This is a genomic window from Microbispora rosea (assembly GCF_044460045.1).
Lineage (GTDB): Bacteria > Actinomycetota > Actinomycetes > Streptosporangiales > Streptosporangiaceae > Microbispora > Microbispora rosea.
Map to the genome: position 1 here is coordinate 594,027 of NZ_JBITJO010000003.1, position 22,134 is coordinate 616,160.

Annotated in this window: 21 protein-coding genes; 14 read left to right on the top strand and 7 right to left on the bottom strand. The window is 71.7% G+C overall.

The window, feature by feature from the left end; translation table 11 throughout:
* Positions 1-133: 133 nt before the first annotated feature.
* The 6 genes from ACIBK1_RS15010 to ACIBK1_RS15035 are packed head-to-tail and all read left to right on the top strand — an operon-like array spanning position 134 to position 6,897.
* On the top strand, positions 134-1,954 hold the full coding sequence (locus tag ACIBK1_RS15010; RefSeq protein WP_396735206.1) for an ABC transporter substrate-binding protein: 1,821 nt from the start codon (positions 134-136) through the stop codon (positions 1,952-1,954).
* Positions 1,951-2,985 carry an ABC transporter permease gene (locus tag ACIBK1_RS15015; protein ID WP_051762057.1) on the top strand — a complete coding sequence of 345 codons (1,035 nt, stop codon included), beginning with the start codon at positions 1,951-1,953 and terminating at the stop codon, positions 2,983-2,985. The genes ACIBK1_RS15010 and ACIBK1_RS15015 overlap by 4 nt, the downstream gene beginning before the upstream one ends.
* The gene (locus tag ACIBK1_RS15020; RefSeq protein ID WP_081903765.1) at positions 2,982-3,914 is read left to right on the top strand and encodes an ABC transporter permease; all 933 of its coding nucleotides are present in this window, start codon (positions 2,982-2,984) and stop codon (positions 3,912-3,914) included. Before ACIBK1_RS15015 ends, ACIBK1_RS15020 begins: the two co-directional genes overlap by 4 nt.
* Before the next feature lie 6 nt (positions 3,915-3,920).
* On the top strand, positions 3,921-4,964 hold the full coding sequence (locus ACIBK1_RS15025) for an ABC transporter ATP-binding protein (protein ID WP_357322998.1): 1,044 nt from the start codon (positions 3,921-3,923) through the stop codon (positions 4,962-4,964).
* The gene (locus tag ACIBK1_RS15030) at positions 4,961-6,004 is read left to right on the top strand and encodes an ABC transporter ATP-binding protein (RefSeq protein ID WP_396735209.1); all 1,044 of its coding nucleotides are present in this window, start codon (positions 4,961-4,963) and stop codon (positions 6,002-6,004) included. The genes ACIBK1_RS15025 and ACIBK1_RS15030 overlap by 4 nt, the downstream gene beginning before the upstream one ends.
* The gene (locus tag ACIBK1_RS15035) at positions 6,001-6,897 is read left to right on the top strand and encodes a GNAT family N-acetyltransferase (protein WP_396735213.1); all 897 of its coding nucleotides are present in this window, start codon (positions 6,001-6,003) and stop codon (positions 6,895-6,897) included. Before ACIBK1_RS15030 ends, ACIBK1_RS15035 begins: the two co-directional genes overlap by 4 nt.
* Positions 6,898-6,899: 2 nt before the next feature.
* Here the strand turns inward: ACIBK1_RS15035 and ACIBK1_RS15040 are convergent, their stop codons facing one another.
* Positions 6,900-8,006: an exo-beta-N-acetylmuramidase NamZ family protein gene (locus tag ACIBK1_RS15040; protein WP_396735216.1), complete on the bottom strand. Its 1,107-nt coding sequence runs from the start codon at positions 8,004-8,006 to the stop codon at positions 6,900-6,902.
* 29 nt (positions 8,007-8,035) lie between these two features.
* Here ACIBK1_RS15040 and murQ point away from each other — a divergent pair, with 29 nt between their 5' ends.
* The 3 genes from murQ to ACIBK1_RS15055 all read left to right on the top strand — a co-directional run bounded on the left by murQ (position 8,036) and on the right by ACIBK1_RS15055 (position 10,921).
* A complete protein-coding gene (gene murQ / locus ACIBK1_RS15045) occupies positions 8,036-8,938 on the top strand; it encodes an N-acetylmuramic acid 6-phosphate etherase (protein ID WP_030509910.1) in 903 nt (300 codons plus the stop codon).
* 34 nt (positions 8,939-8,972) lie between these two features.
* On the top strand, positions 8,973-10,010 hold the full coding sequence (locus ACIBK1_RS15050) for a serine hydrolase domain-containing protein (RefSeq protein ID WP_396735220.1): 1,038 nt from the start codon (positions 8,973-8,975) through the stop codon (positions 10,008-10,010).
* A gap of 98 nt (positions 10,011-10,108) precedes the next feature.
* Complete coding sequence (locus ACIBK1_RS15055) at positions 10,109-10,921, top strand: DUF1206 domain-containing protein (protein ID WP_030509908.1); 813 nt, start codon at positions 10,109-10,111, stop codon at positions 10,919-10,921.
* Positions 10,922-10,962: 41 nt separating this feature from the next.
* Here ACIBK1_RS15055 and ACIBK1_RS15060 read toward each other — a convergent pair whose 3' ends face one another.
* Complete coding sequence (locus tag ACIBK1_RS15060) at positions 10,963-11,562, bottom strand: TetR/AcrR family transcriptional regulator (protein WP_030509907.1); 600 nt, start codon at positions 11,560-11,562, stop codon at positions 10,963-10,965.
* A 137-nt stretch (positions 11,563-11,699) separates the two neighbouring features.
* Here ACIBK1_RS15060 and ACIBK1_RS15065 point away from each other — a divergent pair, with 137 nt between their 5' ends.
* Entirely contained in the window at positions 11,700-12,644 is a 945-nt protein-coding gene (locus tag ACIBK1_RS15065; protein WP_030509906.1) for an SDR family NAD(P)-dependent oxidoreductase, read from the top strand.
* An 86-nt stretch (positions 12,645-12,730) separates the two neighbouring features.
* Here the strand turns inward: ACIBK1_RS15065 and ACIBK1_RS15070 are convergent, their stop codons facing one another.
* Positions 12,731-13,666 (bottom strand): RNA polymerase sigma-70 factor, encoded by a 936-nt coding sequence (locus tag ACIBK1_RS15070; protein ID WP_396735225.1) that lies wholly within the window; start codon positions 13,664-13,666, stop codon positions 12,731-12,733.
* A gap of 124 nt (positions 13,667-13,790) precedes the next feature.
* On the opposite strand from ACIBK1_RS15070, the gene ACIBK1_RS15075 reads away from it, so the two are divergent.
* Positions 13,791-14,636: an SDR family NAD(P)-dependent oxidoreductase gene (locus tag ACIBK1_RS15075; RefSeq protein WP_396735227.1), complete on the top strand. Its 846-nt coding sequence runs from the start codon at positions 13,791-13,793 to the stop codon at positions 14,634-14,636.
* Positions 14,637-14,951: 315 nt separating this feature from the next.
* Here ACIBK1_RS15075 and ACIBK1_RS15080 read toward each other — a convergent pair whose 3' ends face one another.
* Together ACIBK1_RS15080 and ACIBK1_RS15085 are read right to left on the bottom strand one after the other, a co-directional pair.
* A complete protein-coding gene (locus ACIBK1_RS15080) occupies positions 14,952-15,797 on the bottom strand; it encodes an alpha/beta fold hydrolase (protein WP_051762055.1) in 846 nt (281 codons plus the stop codon).
* Entirely contained in the window at positions 15,794-16,231 is a 438-nt protein-coding gene (locus tag ACIBK1_RS15085; protein WP_030509902.1) for a MarR family winged helix-turn-helix transcriptional regulator, read from the bottom strand. Before ACIBK1_RS15085 ends, ACIBK1_RS15080 begins: the two co-directional genes overlap by 4 nt.
* A gap of 138 nt (positions 16,232-16,369) precedes the next feature.
* Here ACIBK1_RS15085 and ACIBK1_RS15090 point away from each other — a divergent pair, with 138 nt between their 5' ends.
* The 3 genes from ACIBK1_RS15090 to ACIBK1_RS15100 all read left to right on the top strand — a co-directional run bounded on the left by ACIBK1_RS15090 (position 16,370) and on the right by ACIBK1_RS15100 (position 20,082).
* Positions 16,370-16,918, top strand: coding sequence for a TetR/AcrR family transcriptional regulator (locus ACIBK1_RS15090; protein WP_030509901.1), 549 nt, complete (start codon positions 16,370-16,372; stop codon positions 16,916-16,918).
* 23 nt (positions 16,919-16,941) lie between these two features.
* A complete protein-coding gene (locus ACIBK1_RS15095; RefSeq protein ID WP_030509900.1) occupies positions 16,942-19,101 on the top strand; it encodes an MMPL family transporter in 2,160 nt (719 codons plus the stop codon).
* 120 nt (positions 19,102-19,221) lie between these two features.
* On the top strand, positions 19,222-20,082 hold the full coding sequence (locus ACIBK1_RS15100; protein ID WP_030509899.1) for a universal stress protein: 861 nt from the start codon (positions 19,222-19,224) through the stop codon (positions 20,080-20,082).
* Between the two features lie 140 nt (positions 20,083-20,222).
* Here the strand turns inward: ACIBK1_RS15100 and ACIBK1_RS15105 are convergent, their stop codons facing one another.
* On the bottom strand, positions 20,223-20,567 hold the full coding sequence (locus ACIBK1_RS15105) for an RNA polymerase-binding protein RbpA (protein ID WP_030509898.1): 345 nt from the start codon (positions 20,565-20,567) through the stop codon (positions 20,223-20,225).
* Positions 20,568-20,692: 125 nt separating this feature from the next.
* The gene (locus ACIBK1_RS15110; RefSeq protein ID WP_030509897.1) at positions 20,693-22,042 is read right to left on the bottom strand and encodes an MFS transporter; all 1,350 of its coding nucleotides are present in this window, start codon (positions 22,040-22,042) and stop codon (positions 20,693-20,695) included.
* Positions 22,043-22,134 lie beyond the last annotated feature (92 nt).

Here is a 22,134-nt window from a genome sequence, read left to right on the forward strand (position 1 = left end):
CCGCAGACGATGTTGTCGCAGGTAGCGGGCTCGGGTAAAAATTATCTCCATAGCCTTGTCTACTCGTGGAAAAAATTGACGACATCCCGCGAGCGCCCGTATTGTCCAGGCAATCGGGAACCAGGAGCAGCCCATGAAGCGACTCGCAGCGATCATGGCGGTGGCGTCCATCGTCACCGTGACCGCCTGCGGCACTACCGGGACGACGGACACCGCCCAGCAGAGCGGCGGCGTGTACACCACGATCGACGGCAGCAAGCAGATCAACGCGAGCGCGCCGATCAACCCGTTCAACCCCGTCGGATCGGTCTTCTCGGGATACAACGGCATGGCGCTGGCGTGGCCCAAGAACGACCCCACCGATCCCAACCAGTTCTACCCGGCGATCGCCAGGAGCTGGAGCATGTCCCCGGACCGGTCGGAGGTCGTCATCCACCTGCAGCCGGACGCCAGGTGGTCCGACGGCAAGCCGGTGACCAGCGAGGATGTCCGGGTCTCGATCGGTCTCGCCTACACCCAGGGCGGCACGGCGTACGCGCTGGACCCGAAGGCGGCGGGCGCCGCCGCCGACATCAAGGTCGTCGACCCCAAGACGATCAGGGTGACGCAGGGCGCCAACCGCAGTTCGACGTTCCTCGCCAACCTGCTGTCGACCGTGGTCGTGCCCGCGCACGTCTTCGGGAAGCTGCTGCCCGCCGACTTCTGGCAGACGCTCAAGGTCGCCCAGCACGGCCAGGGCGCGGCGGCCGAGAAGGCGAAGAACCAGATCACCGGGCTCGCGGAGAAGGTCATCGCGTTCGACCCCGGTCACGACGTGTCCGCCGGGCCGTTCGTGCTGGAGCGGGTGAACCCCGGCGCGGCGCTGCTCAGGCGCAACCCCTACTTCTTCGCCCGGCAGAACATCGCGCCGGACAAGGTGAAGATCCTCAACTACACCGGCAACGAGCAGATCTGGAACTACCTGATCGCCGGCCGGCTGGACAACGCCCCCTTCACCTCCGTGCCCACCGCCGTCATGAACCGGATCCGCGACGCGAAGGGCAGCAAGGTGGTCAAGGGCTACTCGCCCGTGGCGGTCTCCCTCGCGTTCAACCAGTCGCACAAGCCGTACGACAATGTGCACGTGCGGCGGGCGATGGCCTACCTGATCGACCGCGCCCAGGTCACGAGGATCGCCTCTCCGGAGGGCGGCACGCCCGCCGCCACCACCTCGGGCATCCACGCCAAGGCGGCCCGGGCCTGGCTGGGCGACGCGTTCGACGGCCTGGAGCAGTATCGCGTGAACCCCGGCAAGGCCGACGCCGAGCTGAAGGCGGCCGGCATGACCAAGCGGGGCGGCCGCTGGACCCTGCCCGACGGCAGCCCGTGGAAGGTGCGCATCCACGTGCCCGCGTCGTTCTCCGACTGGGTCGCCGCGGCCAAGTCGATCACCAGCCAGCTCGGGGACCACGGCATCGACGCGAGCGTGGTCACGGCGGCCGACTACACGCTCTATCTGGGCGAGCTCGCCGACGGCAAGTACGACCTCGGGTTCTGGCTGATCGGGCTCGGCCCCTCGCCGTACAACATCTTCCAGCGGCTGTTCGGCCAGGCGAACGGCTGGCAGATGTTCGGCGGCCGGCTGCGCCACGTGGCCCCGGGCACCGAGGGCAACTGGATGGGCGGCCCGGAGAAGGTCGACGCGGGCGCCGCCGGCACGGTGGACCCGGGCGACCTGACCAGCAGGCTGAACTACGCGTCCCAGGACGAGCAGAAGCGCATCGTCGGCGTCCTGGCCACGGTCGCCAACGAGCAGCTTCCGGTCGTCCAGCTGTGGGACTACGTGAACACCCAGTTCGTGAACACGTCCCGGTACACCGCGTTCCCGCCCGACGACGACGAGTCCCTGCGGCTGTCGTCCGGCGTGTGGATGCAGCTCGGGATGATCAGGAAAGCGGAGAAGGGGCAGGCATGACGCACGCCGTTCCGGGGCGTCCCCGGCTGGGCGCCATCGCCAGGAAGATCGGCGGCCACCTGGTCCGCGGCCTGGCGATGATCTGGGTCGTCGCCACGATCAGCTTCGTCATCATCCGGGAGATCCCCGGCAACCCCGTGCTCGGGCAGTACGAGAGCCTGATCCAGAAGGGCATGTCGCCCGAGCAGGCCGAGCGGGCCACCGCCGTCCTGTACGGCTTCCTGCCCACCGGCAACCTGTGGCAGCAGTACGTCGGCTACATGGGCTCGCTGCTCCACCTCGACCTCGGGCGTTCGCTCAGCACGCCCGGCGTGGAGGTGACCACGCTCATCGGGCACGCGGCCCGGTGGACTGTGCTGCCGGTCCTCGCCGGCACGCTGCTGAGCTTCCTGCTCGGCGTCACCATGGGCGTCTACGCCGCGATCAAGCGGTCGGGCAAGCTGGGCGACGCGCTCGCGCTGTCCGGCTCGCTGCTGCACGGCGTGCCCGTGTACGTCATCGGCCTGCTGCTCACCGCGATCTTCGCCACGCTGTGGCCGATCATGCCGTCGGGCGGGCCGGTGGACGTCGAGTTCGTCCCCGGCTTCAACGCCGGCTACATCGGCTCGCTGGTGCACCACGCCGTGCTGCCCGTCGTCACGTACACGCTGGCCAGTTACGGCGGGTGGATCCTCGCGATGAAGTCGAACGTGGTCGCCGTGCTCGGCGACGACTTCATCCTCGCGGCCGAGCTGCGCGGCCTGCGGCGCGGCTTCGTGTTCCGGTATCTGGCCCGCAACGCGATCCTGCCGCTGTTCACGATCCTCGCCCTGTCGATCGGCATGCTGTTCGGCGGCTCGATCTTCATCGAGGAGATCTTCAACTACCCGGGCCTCGGCCTGCTGCTCGTCAACAGCATCAGCAGCCGCGACTACGCGCTGATGGGCGGCACGTTCCTGGTGATCACGGTGGGCATCGTCGTCGCCAACATCGCCGCCGACCTGCTGTACACGGCGATCGACCCGCGGGTCAGGAGCGGAGGCGCGGCATGACCGTCATCGTCAACCCGGAGGGGGCGATCAGCCCCGAGGCCCTGCCGGCCGGGACCACGCGGGCGACGCTGCGGCGCAACTTCTGGCGCGGGGTGTGGCGGGTGCTGCGGCGCAAGCCCAGCCGCATGGCCGGCGTGGTCATCGTGGTCCTGTTCGCGCTCATGGGCGTGGCCGGGCCGCTGCTCTACCCCGCCCAGCTGCCTCGCGACGACAACGCGCTGTACGCGCCGCCGAGCCTGGCGCATCCCTTCGGCACCGACTTCGAGGGCACCGACGTGCTCGCGCTGGTCGTCACCGGCGCGCGTTACGTGCTGCTCACCGGCCTGGCCACGGCCGTCATCACGGTCGCGCTCGGCACGCTCATCGGGCTGGTCGCCGGCTTCCACCGCGGCCGGTGGGACATGCTGCTGATGCGGCTGACCGACATGAACCTCGCGATCCCCGGCCTGCCGCTGCTGCTCGTGCTGTCCACGGTGTGGAAGTTCGAGAGCCCGCTGGAGATGGGCCTGGTGCTCGGGGTGCTCGGCTGGGGCGGCATCGCCCGCGCCGTGCGGTCGCAGACGCTGTCGCTGCGCGAGCGCGGCTTCATCGAGGCGGCCCGCGGACTCGGTCTGCCCACCCGGCACATCATCGGCCGCGAACTGCTGCCGAGCATGGCGCCGTACATCGCGATGAACATGCTCATCGCCGTCACCGGCGCGGTGTACGCCCAGGTGGGCCTGTTCTTCCTCGGCGTGCTGCCGTTCGAGTCGAACAACTGGGGCGTGATGCTGAACCTCGCCGTGTTCAACGGCGGGGCGCTCACCACCCCCGCCGCGCTGCCGTACCTGCTGGCCCCGCTGATCGCGATCCTGTTGCTCACGCTGGGAATCGTGCTGATCGTGGACGCGATGGACGAGATCTTCAACCCCCGCCTGCGGGAGGAGTAGCCCCCAATGACCGCTGACACGACCGCACATGACATGGCAGCACATGACATGGAAGCACCGGGGGTCCGGATCCGGGACCTCACGGTCGTCTACAAGACGCCTGCGGGCGAGTTGCCCGCCGTACGCGGCGTCGACCTCGCCCTCGCCCCCGGCACGATCACCGGCGTCGTCGGCGAGTCGGGCTCGGGCAAGTCGACGCTCGCGCTCTCCCTGCTCAACGCCGTCCAGCCGCCCGGCAGGATCGCGGCGGGCAGCGTGGAGATCGACGGCCTCGGCGACGTGCTGGCGCTGCGGGGCGAGGACCTGCGCCGCGCCCGCGGCCGCCAGGTCGGCTACGTCTTCCAGGCCGCGCAGAACTCGCTGAACCCGCTGAAGACCATCGGCAAGCAGCTGCTCGACCTCGGCCGCTCCCACGACGTGGAGGACCTGCGGGGGCTGGTGCGCGACGCCAAGGACCTGCTGGCCCGCATGGGCATGGACGGCGCCCGGGTGCTCGACTCCTACCAGCACGAGCTGTCCGGCGGCATGCGCCAGCGGGTCGGCATCATGCTCGCGCTCGTCCTGAACGCCAAAGTCGTCGTTCTGGACGAGCCGACCACCGCCCTCGACATGATCACGCAGGCCACGATCCTGCGGATCATCCGCGAGGTCCACGAGGAACGCGCCCTCACCACCCTCGTGATCACCCACGACGTCGGCGCGGTCGCCGAGGTCGCCGACAGCCTCGCCGTCATGTACGGCGGCCGGGTGGTCGAGCACGGCCCGGTGACCGAGGTGCTCGGGGACGCCCGGCACCCGTACACCCAGGGCCTGATCAGGGCGATCCCGCGCCTGTCCGGCGACCTGTCGCTGGCCAGGGCGCTGCCGGGACGCCCGCCGACGCTCGGGACGCTGCCCACGCAGGGCTGCGTGTTCCGCGAGCGCTGCGAGCGGCGCATGGACGTGTGCGAGACCGACGAGCCCATGTCCGTCAACCGGGACGGCCGCACGGTCGCCTGCCACGCCGCCGACCGCCACCTCACGCTGGTCAAGCGGAAGGAGTTCGTGTGATCACGGGAACCGGGATCACCAAGATCTTCAAGCAGCGCGGCGGCGTGCTCGGCGCCCGCGAGGTGCCCGCGCTGCGCGGTGTGGACTTCTCCATCGCCAATGGCGGCGCCGTCTCGTTCATCGGCGAGTCGGGCAGCGGCAAGACCACCCTCGGCCGGATCGTCGCCGGGCTGGAGAGCCACGACGGTGGCGAGATCGTCATCGACGGCGTGCCGATGTCGTCGCTCAGCCACCGCAGGCGGCAGCCGTACTTCCGCCGCGTCCAGCTCATCCACCAGGACCCCTACTCGGCGTTGAACCCCACCCGGACCATCCACCAGACGCTGGAGGCGCCGCTGCGGCTGCGCGCCCGGCAGACGGGCCGCCCGCGGTCGTGGGTGGACGGGCGGGCGGCGGAGCTGCTGGCGATGGTCGGCATCGACCCCGGCTACGTGCTCCCGCGCTACCCCCACCAGCTGTCGGGCGGCATGCGCCAGCGCGTGGTGATCGCCCGCGCGCTCACCATGGACCCCGAGGTGCTCGTCGCCGACGAGGCCGTCTCGATGATCGACGTGTCGCTGCGCCTGGGCATCCTCGCCCTGCTGAAGGACCTGCGCGAGCGCCTCGGCGTGGGCGTGCTGTTCATCACCCACGACATCGCGACCGCCCGCTACATCGGCGGCGACGGCGAGCTGTACGTGCTCTACCGCGGCCAGGTCGTCGAGCGGGGCGCCACCGAGAAGATCATCGCGGACCCGGTCCACCCCTACACCCAGTCGCTGCTGTCGGCGATCCCCGTGCTGCACGGCCTGGAACGGCCCGGCGCCGAGCGGGTCGTGCCGAGGGAGATGCAGCGGGAGGGCGAGCCCGACGGCGGCTGCCTGTTCGCCCGGCGCTGCCCGTTCAGCACCGAACGCTGCGAGAACGAGATGCCCGTGCTCGGCCGCGACGGCGGGCTCGGAGAGGAGGCCGGAGAGGAGGCGGGGCAGGAGGCCGGGCAGGAGTACGCCTGCTTCCACCCCAGGCGGCGCAGCGTGATCCCGGTGGGGGTGGGCGAGTGACGGACATCGTTCCGGCCGAGGCCGAGGGGACGCTGGAGCGCCTGGCCGCCGCCGCCCTGTGGGCCGACGCCGAGGACGCCGCGCTGGTCGTACGCCGCCTGGCCGACCCACCCGGGGATCGGGCGTGGACGGTCCTGGCCACCCCGGACCGGGACGGCGCCGTGTTCACCTCGATCGGCGCGGACGGCGCCGGTCACATCGACCTGATCGCCGTTGATCCCGCCGCCCAGGGCCGGGGGATCGGGCGGGCGCTCGTGGGCGCGGCCGAGGAGTGGATGCGGGCGCACGGCGCGGCCGAGGCCAGGTTCGCCGGCAACCCGCCCTGCTACGCCTGGCCCGGGATCGACGTGCGCTACACCCCGGCCGCCTGCCTGGCCGAGAGCCTGGGATACGAGCGCTACCGCGTGGCCTGGAACATGACGGCCGGCCTGCCCGCCCGCTACGACGAGGCCGAGCACGAGGCCGACCTGGCGAAGCTCGCCGCCGCCGGGGTGACGGTCGCGGCCGCGCCCGCGGGGGAGCGTGCCGCGGTCGCGGCCTTCGTCCGCGAGCAGTGGAACGACAAGTGGGCCTGGGAGGCCGAGCAGGCGACCGGCCTGCACTACGCCTTCCGGGACGGGGCCTACCGCGACGGGGCCTTCCGGGACGGGGAGATTCTCGGTTTCGCCGCATGGGGCGCCCGTCCGCTGTGGTTCGGGCCGATGGGCACGGCCGAGGCCGCCCGCGGTCTCGGCGTGGGCCGGGTGCTGCTGCGCCGCTGCCTCGCCGAGCAGGCCGCCGCGGGGCAGACCTCCGCGCAGATCGGCTGGGTGGGCCCGCTCCGCTTCTACTCCCGGGCGGTGGGCGCCCGCGCCGAGCGGGTGTTCTGGCTCTACCGCCGCGCGCTGGACTGATGTCAGCCGTACAGCAGTTCGCCTCGGGGCGGGCCCGGCGGGGGGCACAGCCCCCGGGGGTCGCGGCCCGCCTCCAGGTGCTCGCGCAGCGACGCCGAGCCCCACAGCAGGTCGAGGAACGGCTCGCAGGCGAAGTCGCCCGGATAGAGGGCGCGCAGCACGTGCAGGACGGACACGCCCGTCAGCACCGGCAGGAAGGCCTCCTGGTCGGTCACGTGCAGCTGCGCCCCGCGCACCGCGACGCCCGCGTGCCTGCCGAACGTCGGGGCGAACCACGTGTCGCGGAAGCGCACGCCGGGCAGGCCGAGGTCGTTCAGCGCTGCGGCGAACCGGCCGTCCGCGTACGGTGCGCCGACCAGCTCGAACGGCCGGGTCGTGCCACGGCCCTCGGCGGCGTTCACGCCCTCCAGCAGCCCGGTGCCGGGATAGACCAGGGCGGTGTCGAGGGTCGGCATGTTGGCCGACGGCATCACCCAGGGCAGCCCGGTGCGGTCGAAACGCCACCGCCTGCGCCAGCCCTCCATCGGCACGACCTCCAGCTCGGCGCCGATCGCGCGGTTGACCGACAGCGCGATCTCGCCCGGCGTGAGGCCGTGCCGTACGGGCAGGGCGGCGCGGCCGACGAAGCTCGCGTAGGCCGGGTCGAGCACCGGGCCCTCGGCCACCGCGCCGCCGATCGGGTTGGGCCGGTCGAGCACGGTGAACCGCAGCCCGAGCCGGGCCGCCGAACCCATGAGGTCGTACATCGTCCAGACGTAGGTGTAGAAGCGCGCGCCCACGTCGCACACGTCGAAGACGAGCGCGTCCACCCCGGACGAGGCGACCAGGGCGTCCAGGTCACCGCCGGTCCGCCGGTAGGTGTCCAGCACGGGCAGGCCGGTGACCGGGTCGACGGTGTCGCCCTCGCCGCCGCCCGCCTGGGCCGTGCCGCGCAGGCCGTGCTCGGGGCTGAACACCGTGGTCACGGGCACCCCGGCGGCCAGCAGGGCCGGTGCGGCGGCCGTCAGATCGGGCAGGACTCCGGTGGGGTTGGTGACGAGGCCCACTCGTTCCCAGCCGGCCTTCGGCGCGCTCACCAGCAGCTCAAGCCCCGTACGCACGCGATCCATAAGCACTCCGAAGCCGAGGAACCACGACCATGACGCACTCACTCGCCGCTCTCGCCACCGAACAGAGCGATCCCCGCTACAGCGGGATCGACACGCTCCCGACGGAGGAGATCGCGCGGCTCATGAACGCGGCCGACGCCGCCGTCCCTGCCGCGGTGGGCCGGGCCGTCCCGGCGATCTCCGCGGCCATCGACGCGATCGCGGCGCGGATGACCGACGGGGGCAGGCTCCTCTACGTGGGCGCGGGCACCTCCGGGCGGCTCGCGGTGCTCGACGCCTCCGAGTGCCCGCCGACCTTCGGCACGCACCCCGACCTGGTCCAGGGCATCATCGCGGGCGGCGAGGCCGCGCTGGTGCGCTCCGTCGAGGGCGCCGAGGACGACGCCGAGGCGGGCGCCGCCGTGATCCGCGACAAGCACGTCGGCCCGCTCGACTCCGTCGTCGGCATCTCCGCCAGCGGGCGCGCGCCGTACGTCGTCGCGGCGGTCGAGCAGGCCCGGCGGCTCGGCGCGCTGACCGTGGGCCTGGCCTGCAACACCGGGTCCCCGCTCGCGCGGGCCGCCGACCACGCCGTCGAGGTCATCGTGGGGCCTGAGGTGGTCACCGGCTCGACCCGGCTGAAGGCCGGCACGGCCCAGAAGCTGGTCCTCAACATGATCTCCACGATCACGATGATCAGGACGGGCCGCACGTACGGGAACTTCATGGTCGACGTCGTGGCCAGCAACTCCAAGCTCGTCGACCGGGCGGCCCGCATCGTCTCCGAGATCACCGGCGCGCAGGTGCTGCGGGCGCGGGAGGTCCTGGAGAGCGCCGGACGGGACGTGAAGACGGCCGTCGTGATGATCGAGCGCGGTGTGGGCGCCGACGACGCGCGGGCGCTGCTCGCGGCGCACGGCAACCGGCTCGGCCCGGCGCTGCACAGTGCCTGACAACGCGGTGCCTGACAACGCGGTGCCCGACGTAGTGCCTGACGGGGTGTCCGCGCTCGAAGACGTCCTGCGGGCGGCCGTGCCCGAGGTCGCCTCGGCGGCGGTCGCCGAGATCGCCGTGGACGGGCGCACGGCGGCCGCGGCCGCCGTGGGGGAGGCCATGCGGTACGCCGACCCGTCCGGGGGATTGCTGGCGGAACGGCCCGCCGTGGCGATGGGCGCGCTCTTCGACATCGCCTCCCTGACCAAGATGTTCACGGCCGTGGTGCTGGTCTCGCTGGCCCAGGAGGGCGCGCTCGACCTCGACGAGCCGGTGGCCGTCCGGCTGCCCCGGTTCTACGGGCACCGGCCCGAGATCACCGTGCGGCACCTGCTGACGCATTCGGCGGGCCTGCCCGCGAGCCGCCGGGTGGAGAAGGAGCCGGAGGAGGCCCGCTGGGACCTGGTGCTGTCCACTCCGGAGCAGGGGCCGCCGGGGACGCACCTCTACTCGGACGTCGGAATGATCACGGCCGGCCGGGTTGCGGAGGCCGCCGGCGGCGCGCCGCTGGACGTGATCGTGCGCGAGCGGGTCACCGGCCCGCTCGGGCTCGGCGCCACGACGTACGGGCCGGTCGAGGCGGGCCGGGCCGTCGCCACCGAATTCAAGCGCGGCACCTGCGTGCGGGGCGAGGTGCACGACGAGACGGCTCACGCGCTGGGCGGCGTGGCCGGGCACGCCGGGCTGTTCTCCACCGCCGCCGACCTCGTGCGTTTCGGCGAGGCGCTGCGCACCGGCGGCGGCCCCGTCCTGTCTCCCGCCTGGACCGCCGAGATGCTGCGCGACCAGGGCGTGCCGGGCGCCGCCTTCCGGCAGGGGCTCGGCGTGCGCATCGACGACCCGGCCATCGTGGGGCCGCTCACGGGCGCGTTCGGCCACTCGGGCTTCACCGGAACGTCGCTGGTCGTCGATCCCGCCCGCCGGCTGACCGTCGTGGTGCTCACCAACAACGTGCATCCGCTGCGGGGCCGCCCCGGCATCCGCGACCTCCGGCACGCCGTCGCGGCGGAGGCCCTGCGCCTGGCCGGCTGAGCCCGGCGGACGTTTGATCCTCCTCGTCCGGGTCAGTAGGTGACCAGTCCGGCAGACGGACCGATCCGCCGACCGATCCCCGAAGGAGAGGAGCCGCGATGACGACCGCGCATCAGGCCGGCCGCCGTCTCGAAGGTGCGGCCCGCAGGGCGGCCGACCACCCTGTCCTGGAGAAGCTCGCCAAGGTCGGGTTCGCCGCCCGGGGCGTCCTGTACGCGATCATCGGCCTGGTCGCCCTCCAGATCGCCTTCGGCGGCGGCGGGGAGGCCGACAAGAGTAGCGCGCTCCAGATCGTGCGCGACGCGCCCCTGGGCGACCCCCTGCTGTGGGTCATGGCCGTCGGCTTGGCCGCACTGACGATCTGGCAGGTCTCCGAGGCCGTTTGGGGCCGGCCCGGGGTCAAGGAGCGCGTGGAGGCCGTGGCGAGGGCCGTCGTCTACGCCGCCCTGGTGTTCTCGATGGTGGCGCTGCTCACGCGCAACAAGGCCGCCTCCTCGTCCGACAGCCAGTCGCAGGACGTCACCAAGACGCTGTTCGAGCTGCCCGGCGGCCAGTTCCTGGTCGGCCTGATGGCGCTGGGCGTGATCGCCCTCGGCGTCTTCTGGATCTACGAGGGCTGGACCGAGAAGTTCATGAAGGACATGCACGTGACCGCGCCCCGGGCTCGCGGTGTCGTCGTCAAGCTCGGCAAGGCCGGCTACATCGCCCGCGGCGTCATCGCGCTGGCCGCCGGCGTCCTGATCGGCCGGGCCGCCCTCACCTACGACCCCGACAAGGCGGCCGGCATCGACGGTGCGCTCAAGGCGCTCGCCGACACCCCGGCCGGTCCGTGGCTGCTCGCCGTGGTCGCCGTCGGCCTGGTGCTGTTCGCCGTCTACTGCTTCGCGGAGGCCCGCTGGCACCGTGTGTGACCCTATGTGACCTGTGTGAGCGGGTGCGCCGGGGCGGAGCCTCAGGTCGTCGTCCCGGTCGCCGCGTGGCGTAGACCGTCCATGAGCAGGTCGAGCAGACGCCCGGCCTGCTCGCGCTGCGCGGGCTCGCCGGCGGCGAGGCAGATGCCGTTCACGCCGGTGAGCACGTCCTCGGCCGCCACGTCCCGCCGCAGGGTCCCGGCCGTGCGGCCCGCGTCGAGCAGCGTGCCGATCGCGCCGAGCAGCCGGTCGCGGCTGTGCGCGTACGGGTTCGCACCGGAGGCGATCACGGCGCGGAGCGCGTCGGCCATGCCCCGTTTGGTGGCCAGGTAGTCGACGAAACGGTCCATCCAGGTGCGCATCGCCACGTCGGGCGGCATCTCGTGCGCGAGCTCGGCCGCCGCGTCGCACAGCTTCGCCAGCTCGTTGCGGTAGGCCGCCTCGATCAGCGCCTCCCGGGTGGGGAAGTGGCGGTATAGCGTGCCGATGCCGACGCCGGCCTCCTTCGCGATCGCGTCGAGCGTGACATCCGGCCCGTCCTGGGAGAACGCCCGCACGGCGACGTCGAGCAGCCGCTCGCGGTTGCGCCGGGCGTCGGCGCGCAACGGCTTGGCTGCGGCTGGTCGAGCGGGGGTGGACACGGCTCCTCCACAGGCGTGGGTTGCTAAACGGAGGGTCCTCCGATTAGAGTTCCAGGCGTACCGGAGGTTCCTCCGGTTTTCCTGATTGTAGCGGCCGGGCTCCCGGGGGGCCGCCGCCGTACGGGACGGGGACGAACATGACTCAGACCACCCGCATCACCACGCCGTTCACCGCGCAGTCCACCGCGGCCGAGGTCCTGGAAGGCGTCGACCTGCGCGGGCGGCGCGCGATCGTGACCGGTGGGGCGTCGGGGATCGGCGTCGAGACCGCCCGGGCCCTGGCCGCGGCGGGCGCGGAGGTGACGATCGCGGTCCGCGATCTCGACGCGGGCAAGCGGACCGCCGAGGACATCGCCGCCACCAACGCGGGCGCGCCCGTTCTCGTCGCGCCGCTTGACCTCGCCGACCGGGCCTCCGTCGCGGCGTTCGTCGCCGGATGGGAGGGGCCGCTGCACATCCTGGTCAACAACGCCGGAGTGATGGCCTGCCCGGAGACGCGGACTCCCGAAGGCTGGGAACTGCAGTTCGCGACCAACCACCTCGGTCACTTCGCGCTGGCCACGGGCCTCCACCCGGCGCTCGCGGCGGCCGGCGGCGCCCGCGTCGTGTCGGTCAGCTCCAGCGCCCACCTGCGCTCGCCGGTCGTCTTCGACGACATCCACTTCAACGAGCGCCCGTACGAGCCGTGGCTGGCGTACGGGCAGTCGAAGACGGCCAACGTGCTGTTCGCGGTCGAGGCCGGCAGGCGGTGGGCCGGCGACGGCATCACGGTCAACGCGCTCATGCCCGGCGGCATCCCCACCGGCCTTCAGCGGCACCTGGAGCCCGACTACATCGAGCGCCGCCGCGCGCTGGGCAGCTCGACCGGCGTGACGTGGAAGAACACCGAGCAGGGCGCGGCCACCTCCGTGCTGCTCGCCGCCTCGCCGCTGGTCGAGGGCGTCAGCGGACGCTACTTCGAGGACAACCAGGAGGCGGAGGTCGTCGAATCGGGCGAGGGCCGGGGCGTCGCGGCGTACGCGCTCGACCCGGAGGCCGCCACCCTCCTCTGGCAGGTGTCGGCGGACCTGCTCGACCTGTAGATCCCGGGGCACTGTTAGATCCCGGGGCACTGTTAGATCCCGGGGCACTGTTAGATCCCGGGGCACTGTGGCCGCCGGGCCGCCGGTCATGACGTCCGCTGGTCGCGGCGGATCTCCTTCTTCTCGCGGATGACCGCGTGGGCGTCGGCGACGGGGCCGAGGTGAGCGAGCTTGTCGGGGTTGACGATCGAACGGATGGTCTGGATGCGTCCGTCCAGGATGTCGAACGTCCAGACGTTGAAGACGCGGCTCTCGCGGTCGCGGATGATCATGCCCGGCTGGCCGTTCACCTCGTGCGCCTCCAGCACCGCGCCGATTTGGGCGAACGGCGGGATGGTGACCGACAGCACCCGGGCGACCTTCGCGGCGCCGAAGAGGGGGATCGTGCTCCCGATCTTGCCGGCGCCGTCGTTGACGAGCTGGACGTCGGTGGCCAGCAGTTCCTGCAGTCCTGCGACGTCCCCCTCCCGCATCGCATGGAAAAACCGCCCGGCGAGCCGGTCGCGCGCCTGGCGATCCGCCTGGAAGCGGGGCCGGCCCGCGTCCATGTGGCGGCGCGCCTGCAGCGCGAGCTGGCGGCAGGCCGCCTCCGACCGCTCCACCGCGTGGCCGATCTCCCGGTAGCTGAAGGCGAACACCTCATGGAGCACGAAGACCGCACGTTCGAGCGGGCTGAGCCGCTCCAGCAGGATCAGCGCCGCCATCGACAACGAGTCGGACAGCTCCGCCGACCGCTCCGGGTCCTGGTAGGGGTCGGTCAGCAGCGGTTCGGGGAACCACGGCCCGACGTACGCCTCGCGCCGGACGCGGGCCGAGCGCAGCACGTCGATCGAGATCCGCGTCACCGTCGCCGACAGGAAGGCCTTGGGCGACTCGGCCTGGGTCGGGGAGCCTTCGTAGCGCAGCCAGGCCTCCTGGACCGCGTCCTCGGCCTCGCTCACGCTGCCCAGGATGCGATAGGCGATCGCGAACAGCAGCAGCCTCAGTTCCTGGAACTCCTCGACGCGGGTCACGCCGCCCATTGATATCACCCTGCCGGACAAACGCGACGTTGTGCCGCAGGTCACACTCGGGCGATCTCACATCTCCGCCGGCCGTCTCGTCCAGGGGGTTGTAACGGCTGAACGCAGCAACAAGGAGCACACCATGCAGAAGGTCTGGTTCGTCACCGGCTCGTCCCGCGGCCTGGGCCGCCACTTCGTCGAGGCCGCCCTGGCGCGCGGCGACAAGGTCGCCGCCACCGCCCGCAACACCGCGAGCCTGAAGACGCTGGCCGACACCTATGGGGACGCGGTGCTCCTCATGGAGATGGACGTGACCGACAGGGCCGCCGTCTTCGAGAGCGTGCAGCGCGTCAAGGAGCACTTCGGGCGGCTCGACGTCATCGTGAACAACGCCGGCTACGCCCAGGTCGGCGCAATCGAGGAACTCACCGAACAGGAACTGCGCGACCAGCTCGAAACCAACCTGTTCGGCGCGGTGTGGGTGGTCCAGGCCGCGCTGCCCCACCTGCGCGAGCAGCGCTCGGGGCACATCATCCAGCTCTCCTCGGCGGCCGGGGTGATCGCGATGCCGCTCGGCGGCGCGTACCACGCCTCCAAGTGGGCTCTGGAGGGCCTGAACGAGGCGCTCGCCGGTGAGGTCGCCGAGTTCGGCGTCAAGCTGACCATCATCGAGCCCGGCGGCTTCGCCACCCGCGACGGCAAGAACCCCGACCCGCTGGCCAACGGCCACATGGCCGCGCCCGACCCGGCCTACGACGGTCTCCGTCAGCGCCTCGGGGCGATGACCGGGAAGATGCCCGCAGGCGACCCGGCCGCCGCGGCTCAGGCACTGCTGAAGCTCGTCGACTCCGAGAACCCGCCGCTGCGGGTGCTGTTCGGCAAGGGCTTCCACCCACTGATCGAGCAGGCCTACGCCGACCGGCTCAAGACCTGGTCCGACTGGCAGGACCTCTCCATCGAGGCACACGGCACCCTCGAAGCCCGCTGACCCAGGCAAGAGACCGCGCAACCCTTCGAGGACAACCAGGAGACGGAGGTCGTCGAATCGGGCGAGGGCCGGGGCGTCGCGGCGTACGCGCTCGACCCGGAGGCCGCCACCCTCCTCTGGCAGGTGTCGGTGGACCTGCTCGACCTGTGATCTCCCGCGTGTGATCTCCGGCGGGTGATCTGGCGGCACGGTCCGCCCGAGCGGAGGCCCGGCCTTTCCAGCCGGGCCTTCTCGTTTTCCCGGACTGGCGCCGGGCTGAGACATGGAGGCGGGTGAAATAGTCCGTGCTCAACGGGGGCCGCTCCCTCCGAACCGTCACAGGAGGAACGGCAGTGCCCGCGCGACCACGACCGGGCCCGATTTGGGTTGTGTCGGGGAAAGATGATCAAGGCCCTCGACGGTGGTGAGAGTGGCGTCGGGAAGGGTGTCGCGGAGCATGGCGAACTCCGCTCGGTGATCGGGCTTGGAGCGGCCGCCGACGAGGAGCAGCACAGGGGCGGTGACGTCGGCGAACTCGGGGAGCCGGCCGTACTGGGCGGCGAGCTGCTCGTGTTCGGCCAGGCACGCCTTCAGCAGGGATCGCATGCGCTCCCATCTCTGCCCGCGCAACACCACGCGCATCACGGTGCGCAGATACCAGTGCGGCAGTTTGGTCATGAAGGCCGGCGCTCCGCCGGAGCCTTGGATGAAGTGGACGAACGCGCCGTAGTGGTCGCCCGCGGCCAGCCGCTCCCGGAACGGGGCCATCCATCCGGTGGGGACGGGGGCGCAGGGCACTCCCGGCTCGTAGACCGCGATGCGGTCGAACAACGGGAAGGAGCGTGCGGTCTCCAGGATGACAAGCCCGCCATAACTGTGCCCGAAGGCCAGGCGGGCCCCGGTCGCGGCCTGGACGGCGCGTAGATCCTCCACTTCCTTGGCCAGGGAATACTCCGGTCCCTGGGGGCCGCTGGCGCCGCGTCCGCGCCGGTCGACGACGTGCACCGTGAACGAGCCGGCCAGCAGCCGGGCCAGCGGCAGGTAGTCGTCGGAGGTGCTCAGGTTGCCGCCGACCATGATCAGGTCCGGTCCTGCGCCCAGGGTCCGGTAACCGATCGCCGTGCCGTCGGCCGAAACTGCCGTGTGCTCGTGTAAGGGCGAAATATCGGTGTTCTGGCTCACTTGCCCGCCTCCCGCTCCAGCCGGTCGAACGTGGTCAGCAGCCGCGCGGTGTGCTCGGCGTACTCGGCGTACGGCACGCCGCTTGCCGCGACGACCATGGCCAGCCGGTCTTCGAACTCCTGCCGGATCGAGGCCACCCGCCGCTTCCCCTCGTCGGTGAGGCTCAGCCGCCGGCGGTTGCCCCCGGCGGGGTCGGGCTGGACATCGAGGAGGCCGTCGGCGGCCAGGACACCGGTCATGCGGCTCACCGACGGCTCGGTGACGCCGAGGTATTCGGCGAGGGTTCGCTGTGTCGAGGCCCCCAGTTCCCCGACCAGGGTCAGGGCCAGGAATCGGCTGTAGGAGATGTCGTGCTCCGCCCGGAGAATCCGGTCGGCGGCCCGGTCCAGCCGGGCGGTGAGCACGTGCAGGTTGAGGCTGAGATTCCGTTCCATGCAGCTAACTTAGCAAGCTAACTTAGCCAACGCAAGATGGATCACCGCTCCGAGCCTAAGAGGTCGCGGCGTCTCGCGCACCCTGGTTACTGGCCGATCGGTCAAAAGCTGGCCGATCGGTCAGCTAAGGTGGTCCGCATGGCACGTTCCGCAACCACCATGCGCGCGGACATCCTGGACTCGGCCGTGCGGCTGTTCGCCGCCCACGGCTTCCGCGGCACCTCCCTGCAGGACATCGCCACGGACGCGGGCTGCTCCAAGGCGTCCTTGCTCTACCACTTCACGAACAAGGACGCGATCCTGACCGAGCTGCTGGCGCCCGTCGGGCCGGAGTTCGCCGAGCTGGAAGGGCGGCTCGCCGGGCTCGACGGCGAGGAGGCGGCCCGCGCCGCCGTCGCCGGACTCGTCGACCTGTCCCTGCGGTTCCGGTTGCAGGTGAAGATCCTCCTGCAGGACGTCGACGCGCTGCTCAACCGGCCGGAACTGCCGGACGTGGACGGCCTCACCGAACGGCTGACGGTCGCCCTGTCCGGCCGCTCGGCCACCCCTCAGGCCCGGGTCTGGGCCTGGATGGCGATGCTGGGGATCATCCTGACCAGCGCCGGCGAGCTCACGCTCCCCGAGGAGACGCTGCGCGCGGAGCTGACCCGCGGCGCGTTGCGGACGCTCGGCCTGCAGACCGACTGACCTCCCGAAGAAAGAGATCTGCTATGGCAACCCTGCTGTACCGGCTGGGCCGGTTCTCCTTCCGCAGACGCGGGCTCGTGGCCGCCGTGTGGCTGCTGCTGCTCGTGGTCCTGGGCCTCGCCGCGGCCGCCTTCCACGGGCCGACCGGCGACAAGTTCGCCATGCCCGGCACCGAGTCGCAGCGGGCGCTGGACGCCCTGGCCAAGGAGTTCCCGCAGGCCAGCGGCGCCACCGGCACCATCGTCGTCGCCGCTCCGCAGGGCGGGAAGCTGGACCCCGCCGCGATCGCGCCCGTGATCAAGGAGGCGGCCGGCATCCCCGGCGTCGTCGCCGCCCTCGACCCCTTCAAGTCCGGCGCCGTCTCCGCCGACGGCCGCTACGCCCTGGTCCAGGTGCAGTTCGCCAGCGCGCTCAAGGACGTCACCGAGGCCCAGCGCGAGGCGTACACGAAGGCCGGTTCCTCCGTGACGGGGCTGCGGGTCGAGCACGGCGGGGAGGTGCTGAACGCCGCGCCGGAAGTGGGCGGATCCGAAGGGATCGGCGTCGTCATCGCCGCGGTGGTGCTGATCGTCACCTTCGGCTCGCTGGTGGCCGCCGGCATGACCCTGCTGAACGCGCTGATCGGCGTGGGGGCCGGCATGGGCGGCCTGTTCGCGCTCAGCGGCGTCGTCGAGCTGACCTCCGTCACGCCGGTGCTGGCGCTGATGCTGGGCCTGGCCGTCGGCATCGACTACTCGCTGTTCATCACCTCCCGCTACCGCCAGTTCCTGGCCGAGGGCGTGGCACCGGAGGAGGCGGCGGGCCGCGCGGTGGGCACCGCCGGATCGGCGGTCGTGTTCGCCGGGGCCACCGTGGTCATCGCGCTCGCCGGTCTGTCGGTGGTCGGCATCCCGTTCCTGAGCGTGATGGGCCTGGCCGCCGCCGGCACGGTGGCCGTCGCCGTGCTGGTCGCCCTCACGCTGCTGCCCGCCTTCCTGTCGTACGCCGGAACCCGGGTGCTGCCCCGCAGGCAGCGCACCGGCGAGAACGCCGACGCGGGCGGCCGGGGCTTCGGCCACACCTGGGGACGGGTGGTCACCCGGCTGCGCGTGCCGATCCTGCTGGCCGGGGTCCTCGGCCTCGGTGCGCTCACACTGCCGGCCCAGGACCTGCGGCTGGCCCTGCCCGACGCCGGCACCGCCGCCCCCGGCACCCCGGCCCGCGAGGCGTACGACCTGACCAGCGAGGGGTTCGGCGAGGGCTTCAACGCCCGCCTGATCGCCGTGGTCTCCGCCGCCGACCGCGCGGCCACGACGGCCGCCGCCAGTGAGGCCGCCAAGCTGATCCAGCAGACCCCCGGCGTGCTGGCGGTGGCTCCGCCACAGCCCAACGCCGCGGGCACCACCGCGCTGCTGACCATCATCCCCAAGGCCGGGCCCACCGCCGCGGCCACCGAGGACGCCGTCCACGCCATCCGCGCCAAGGTCGCCAGGATCGGCGGCGCCGAGATCGCCGTCACCGGCGCGACGGCCGTGGGCATCGACGTGTCCGACAAGCTCGCCGACGCCATGCCGGTGTACCTGCTGCTGGTGGTCGGCCTGTCGGTGCTGCTGCTCATGCTCGTCTTCCGCTCGATCCTGGTCCCGGTCAAGGCGGCGCTGGGTTTCCTGCTCACCGTCGGATCGACCTTCGGCATCACCGTGGCGATCTTCCAGGAGGGCCACCTGGCCGGTCTGCTGGGCGTGGACGTGCCCGGCCCGCTGGTGAGCTTCCTGCCGATCCTGCTCATCGGTATCCTGTTCGGCCTGGCCATGGACTACGAGGTGTTCCTGGTCTCGCGGATGCGCGAGGACTACGTGCACGGCGACACGCCCCGCCAGGCGACGATCAACGGCATGGGGCACAACGCGCGGGTCGTCACCGCCGCGGCGCTGATCATGACGGCGGTGTTCGGCGGGTTCGTGTTCATGAACGACCCGATCATCAAGTCGATGGGCTTCGCGCTGGCCGTCGGTGTGCTCGTCGACGCCTTCGTGGTCCGCATGACCCTCGTCCCCGCCGTGATGTCCATGCTCGGCCGCGCCGCCTGGTGGCTGCCACGCGCTCTGGACCGGGCGCTGCCCGACCTCGACGTCGAGGGTGAGCGGCTGCGTCACCACCTCACCGCCCGCGCCGCCGTCTCCCCGGAGCGCGCCCTGTTGTAGGAGCGGGGGTGTCGTAGAGGACGCCGGGGGCCGGAGGTCCCGTTCCGGCGGGACCTTCGGCGCTCGCACGGCCCGGCGGGGGAACGATGTGATGGAAGGACCGGACGAGGGGAGGGCGTCATGATCGTCGTGGGTGTCGACGGCTCGCGCGCCGGCATGGAGGCCGTCTGCTGGGCGGCCCGGGAGGCCGAGCTGCGTGGCGTCCCCCTGCGCATCGCCAACGCCATCCCCGCCTGGGCGTGCTCGACCGCGCAGCAGGGTCCGTACACGAACGTCGCGGCGTGGATGCGCGACGGCGCCGCCGCCGTCCTCGACGCCGCCACCGAGCGGGTCCGCGTGGAGGCGCCCCGGGTGCAGGTCGACACCGCGATCCTGGCCGGCGACCCGCGCCCGGCGCTCGTCGAGGCGGCCGTGGACGCCGATCTCCTGGTGGTCGGCAACCACGGGCTCGGCGGTTTCCGCGGCCTGCTGCTCGGCTCGGTCGCGTACGGCGTGGCGGGTCACGCCCCGTGCGACGTGGTCGTCGTGCGGGAGGTGCCCTCCGCGCCGCGCCCGGAGATCGTGGTGGGCATCGACGGATCGCCCGCCTGCGGCAAGGTGCTCGACTTCGCCTTCGCCGAGGCGGCGTTGCGCGGGACGGGCCTGCGGGTGGTGCACGCCTACAGCCCGCTGGGGGCGGGTGGCGGTTTCGCGCCGCTCCCCGACGACTTCGACGACGAGAGCGTCGAGGTGCGGATGGTCAGGGAGGCACTCGCCGGGCGGCGCGAGCTCTATGCCGACGTGAAGGTCGTCGAGGAGGTCGTCCGGGGACATCCGGTGGACGTGCTGCGGCAGGCGTCGGCGGGCGCGGACCTGCTGGTCATCGGCTCCCAGGGGCACGGCGAGTTCACCGGCCTGATCCTCGGATCGGTCTGCCAGGCCATGCTCCACTATGCGACGTGCCCCATGGCCGTCGTCCGTGCGCCGGCGCCGACCGGCTGAGCAAGCAGTCCGGACCGGAATCCCGCATCCGCACCAAACAGCGCGCACCCAACAGCGCGCACCGAACAGCGCGGACACGTGAACGCCCCCGGCGGCCCGGACGAATGGATCTCCGGGCCGCCGGGGGCGTCGTCGGCGTCCTACGCGCTCTTGCGCCGCTGCTCGCGCAGAATGGCCAGTCGCTCGTTCAGCACCTCTTCGAGGTCCTCGATCGAGCGGCGCTCCAGCAGCATGTCCCAGTGGGTCCGCGGGGGCTTCGCCTTCTTCTGCTGGGGCTGCTCCGCGTCCACCCGCAGCGCCGGGCTGCCGCAGTGACGGCACTCCCAGGTCGTGGGAATCTCGGCCTCGACGGCGAGCGGGACGGTGGTGAGATGGCCCTTGGGGCACGTGTAGGACACCTCCTGACGCGGGGCCAGATCGGTGTTGCGGTCGTTCTCGTAGCTGGTCGCGCCGAGCCGGGTACCGCGAAGTGCACGCTCGCCCATGTCTTTAAGCCTCCTGAGGTCCCCGCCTTCGAGGGGTTCGTTCGCCACCGCGTACAACGCCTGATACCGTGTGTGGATTCCCAGCCGAGACCTGATCCAATCGCGCTTTTTCCGTCCCACTGGTCTCAGATGTGGTCGGGCACCTCGTTCCCCGCCTCACGGATGGCTCGGGGAAGGTTGACAACGCTGAGCAGTGCGAATCCGAGGACGAAGAACGCCACCAGCGAGACGATCGCGGTGCGGTAGCTGTCGGTGAGCTGGAGCGCCAGCGTGAGCACCAGCGAGCCGAGGAACGCCGACCCCTTGTCGCTGATCTGGTAGAGGCTGAAGTACTCCGCCTCCCGGCCGGGCGGGATCACCAGGGAGTACAGCGAGCGCGACAGCGCCTGGGTGCCGCCCATGACGATCGCGATGGCGAAGGCGATCGCGTAGAACTGGACGGCCGAGCCTTTCTGCAGGAAGTAGGCCACGCCCACCACGATCGTCCACACCACCAGGCTGGCCAGGACGGTCCGCTTGGTCCCGAATCTCACCGCGAGCCGCGCGAGCCCGAGCGCGCCGCCGACGGCGATGAATTGCACCATGAGGATCGCCCCGATCTGGTGCGTCTGGCTCAGCCCCAGCTCCTGGTCGGCGTACGTGGCGGAGAAGCTGATCACCGTCTGCACGCCGTCGTTGTAGACCAGGTAGGCCGCGAGGAACAGCAGCGTGCGGGGGTAGCGGCGCAGGTCGGCGATCGTACGGCCGAGTTGGCGGATGCTGCCCGCCACGGCCCGGGCCGCGGTCGACTCATGGACGGGCACCCGCCGGTTGCGCAGGCGCAGCATCGGGATCAGGGCGAACGCGCCCCACCACAGGCCCGCCGAGGCCAGGCTGATCCGCACCGCCAGGCCGGTCTCGATGTCGGCGAACAGGTAGATCACCAGGTTGAGCGCGAGCAGCAGGCCGCCGCCGAGGTAGCCGAAGCCCCAGCCCCTGCTGGAGATCGTGTCGCGTTCCTCCGTCCCGGCGATCTGCGGCAGGAAGGAGTCGTAGACCACGCGGGCCGCGCCGAAGGTCACGTTGGCGACCAGGAACAGCGCGCCGCCGAGCAGGTACGCGTCACCGGACACGAAGTAGAAGCCGAGCGTAGCCACCACGCCCAGGTAGGCGAAGACCCCCAGGATCTGCTTCTTGCGGCCGGTGTGGTCGGCCAGCGCGCCGACCACCGGCATGATCACGATCTGCAGCAGCACCGAGATCGTCACCATGGTGGTGAAGTAGGCCTTCGGCCGCAGGTCCAGGCCCAGGAACGCCACGAAGCCGTCCTCGCCGCCCGCCGCGGCAGTGGCGACCGAGGTCAGGTACGGCCCGAGGAAGACGGTCAGGACGGTCGTCTGGAACGCCGAGTCCGCCCAGTCATACCAGTACCAGCCGCGTTGCTCGCGCCGCCGTGCGCTGGGGATCTCCTCGTGGACGACCTGGGGAGCGGTCATGGTCTCTCCTCATGGGGGTGGAGCGTCGCCGGGGGCCGGGAGATCGGCGGAGGCCGGGGTTCGGCGGGGGCCCGGGTGCAACAAGGGACAGG